This is a genomic window from Thermosulfurimonas sp., assembly GCF_015491435.1.
Lineage (GTDB): Bacteria > Desulfobacterota > Thermodesulfobacteria > Thermodesulfobacteriales > Thermodesulfobacteriaceae > Thermosulfurimonas_A.
Genome location: NZ_WFVX01000055.1, coordinates 1 through 2,514 on the forward strand (window position 1 = coordinate 1; position 2,514 = coordinate 2,514).

Here is a 2,514-nt window from a genome sequence, read left to right on the forward strand (position 1 = left end):
ACCCGGATCTGTCCCACCGGGGCCCTACGGGAGGGGGAACGGGGCTATCGCATCCTGGTGGGGGGAAAACTGGGACGCCGCCCCCGCCTGGCCACCGAGATATTGCCCCTGGCCCGGGAGGAGGAAGTGCTCCGGATCCTGGAGAGGGTGCTCCGCATCTATCGGGAAGAGAATCGGCGCGGAGAGAGACTGGGGGCCATCATCGAGCGTCTGGGCTGGGAGGAGTTTCGGAAAAGAGTCCTAGCATAAATTCGAAAACGAAAGGGCGCAGCCGCTGTACCCACATGATATGGAAATAGGTGCGGTTTCCTTCGATGCGCACCCTCCGGGTAATCCCCAGCAGACCGAAATTGAAGGTCCGGCCCCGGCCCTCCAGGGTGCCCCGCAGATAAAGGGGAAAGGCCTCTTTCTCCGGGGAGAAGACCCGATTCATATAGATACAGGCCCCGCCCCGCGAAATGTCCCTCAGGGTAAAGATCTTCCCCGGAGAGGACATGAGTCTCTCGAATTCATCCACCACGTTGTCCGTATCGTCAATGATGAGGTCATAGACATAACCCTGCTCCAGGTCCCTAACCCCTTCCGGAGAGAGGTTGGTATCGCGCAGGAGAAAATATCTTCCGGAAAGGAGGGGCTCAAAAAGGGAAAGGGTAAGGGGGGTGAAAAAGACCGCTCTCTCCCCCGGAGGAACCAGGCGTTCCTCCACCCGGGGCTCCAGGAACTGGACCTGAAAGATCCCCTTTTCCACGGCGCGCACCAGGGCCTGGAACACGTAACGGGTGGTGGGAGAGGACACCACCAGCAGGATATTCTCGGGAGGTTTTACCGGGGGTACCGGTCCGGTGAAACGGATGAGCGCGGCCTTATCCACGGCCTTGATCACCTGAGCCGGAAAGACCTTGCCCGAAGAGAAGACCAGCACGGTCTTTCTGCCGCTCAAGATCTCGTCGCGCAGGTCCTGGGGTAGTTCCCGGATACCCCGTACCTGAATGTTTTTGCGGTAAAGGGTCTCACGGAGATAGGCGGGAAGGAGGATCTTTTCGGGCATTTCCCGTCTCCTGAAGGAATTGAACGAAAAAGGGAAGTTCCAGACCGTAGCGTTCCAGAAGGTCCCGATCAAAGAGGACCTCTTCGGGCGGACCCTGATACACCACCCGTCCCTGATAAAAGAGGATCACCCGGTCGGCCACCTCATAGGCAGCCTCCAGATCGTGCGTGGCCAGGATCTTGGTCTGACCGAGGTCTCGCATCAGCTCCACAAAACGTCGGCGGGAACGCGGGTCCAGGTTACTGGTGGGTTCATCCAGAAGGAGCACCCGGGGTTGCATGGAAAGCACGGTGGCCAGGGCCACCCGGCGCTTTTCTCCGAAACTCAGATGATGCGGGCTTCGGTCTTCAAACCCGGAAAGCCCTACCCGTTCCAGGGCCTCCCGGACCCGACGGGCCACCTCCTCCTCGGGAAGACCCATCTGCCGGGGTCCGAAGGCCACATCCTCAAAGACGGTAAGGGAAAAGAGTTGATCGTCCGGGTTCTGAAAGAGAAAACCTATTTCCAGGCGCCGGGGATCCCGCAATCCCCTCAGGGGTTCTCCCCGGTAAAGCACCGTGCCCTCGGCGGGATAGAGACCGGCCATACAGAGGAGAAGGGTGGATTTTCCGGCCCCGTTGGGCCCTACGATGACCAGGGTTTCCCCCTCCAGGATCTCAAGATCCACCCCTCTCAGGGCCTCCTGTCCCTCCGGATACCGGTAACGAAGACCCTTTACCTGCAGAATCCTTTCCGTGGACAACCTCAAATCCTTTCCAGTCGAGCAAATTTAAGGTGCAGGGTCTTTTCCCCGTGCCCCAGAAAATAGACTCTAACCTTGTCCTGACTCAGGACATCGCGAATCTCTCCCTCTCCGAAACGCGGATGCCAGACCACATCCCCCGGACGAAAGGCCCCCTCCGGCACCTCCTCGTCGGAGGCTTCTTCCCGGGGTTCCCGATAGATCTCGTAAAGATGAGAGGGCAGTTCCTCCAGAAAACGGGAGGGTTTGAGGATTACCCGCCCCTCGCCCGGCACGTATCCGGTTACCGGATGGGTGAGATAGAGGTTTTCCCGGGCCCGGGTAACCGCTACATAAAAGAGTCTTCTTTCCTCCTCCAGTTCCTCTTCCGAGGAAACGGCATAGGCCGAGGGAAACCTCCCCTCGGAAAGCGCGATCACGAACACGGTGTGCCATTCCAGCCCTTTGGCGGAATGGATGGTGGAGAGCACCAGATGGTCCTCGGTCTCGTTTTCCGGTTCCAGGTCCGCCACCGAGGATTCCGGGGGCTCTAAGGCCAGATCCGCCAGAAACTCGGACAGATCCCGGTACTTATGGGAAAGGGTGAGCAGGCTCTCCAGGTCCCGTTCGCGTTTGGGATAATCGTCGTGATAGACCCGTTCCAGCACCGGGGTGTAATAGCGGTAAAGTCGTTCCAGTTTTTCTTCCACCGAGGGAATATCCCTTAGATCGCGCAAGACCCGGT

Annotated in this window: 3 protein-coding genes and 1 pseudogene; 1 reads left to right on the top strand and 3 read right to left on the bottom strand. The window is 59.0% G+C overall.

All coding sequences use genetic code 11. The features are described 5' to 3' along the window. Nucleotides 1–249, top strand: a pseudogene (locus tag F8J34_RS02540) (protochlorophyllide oxidoreductase); the annotation flags it as partial. Here the strand turns inward: F8J34_RS02540 and F8J34_RS02545 are convergent. The 3 genes from F8J34_RS02545 to F8J34_RS02555 form a co-directional block, all read right to left on the bottom strand. Further along, entirely contained in the window at nucleotides 200–1,048 is an 849-nt protein-coding gene (locus F8J34_RS02545) for a hypothetical protein (protein ID WP_297056224.1), read from the bottom strand. The pseudogene F8J34_RS02540 and the gene F8J34_RS02545 overlap by 50 nt on opposite strands. Continuing rightward, nucleotides 1,011–1,790 carry an ABC transporter ATP-binding protein gene (locus F8J34_RS02550; RefSeq protein ID WP_297056226.1) on the bottom strand — a complete coding sequence of 260 codons (780 nt, stop codon included), beginning with the start codon at nucleotides 1,788–1,790 and terminating at the stop codon, nucleotides 1,011–1,013. Before F8J34_RS02550 ends, F8J34_RS02545 begins: the two co-directional genes overlap by 38 nt. Nucleotides 1,791–1,792: 2 nt before the next feature. Then, on the bottom strand, nucleotides 1,793–2,514 hold a 722-nt coding region (locus F8J34_RS02555; protein ID WP_297056228.1), incomplete at its 5' end, for a 3'-5' exonuclease.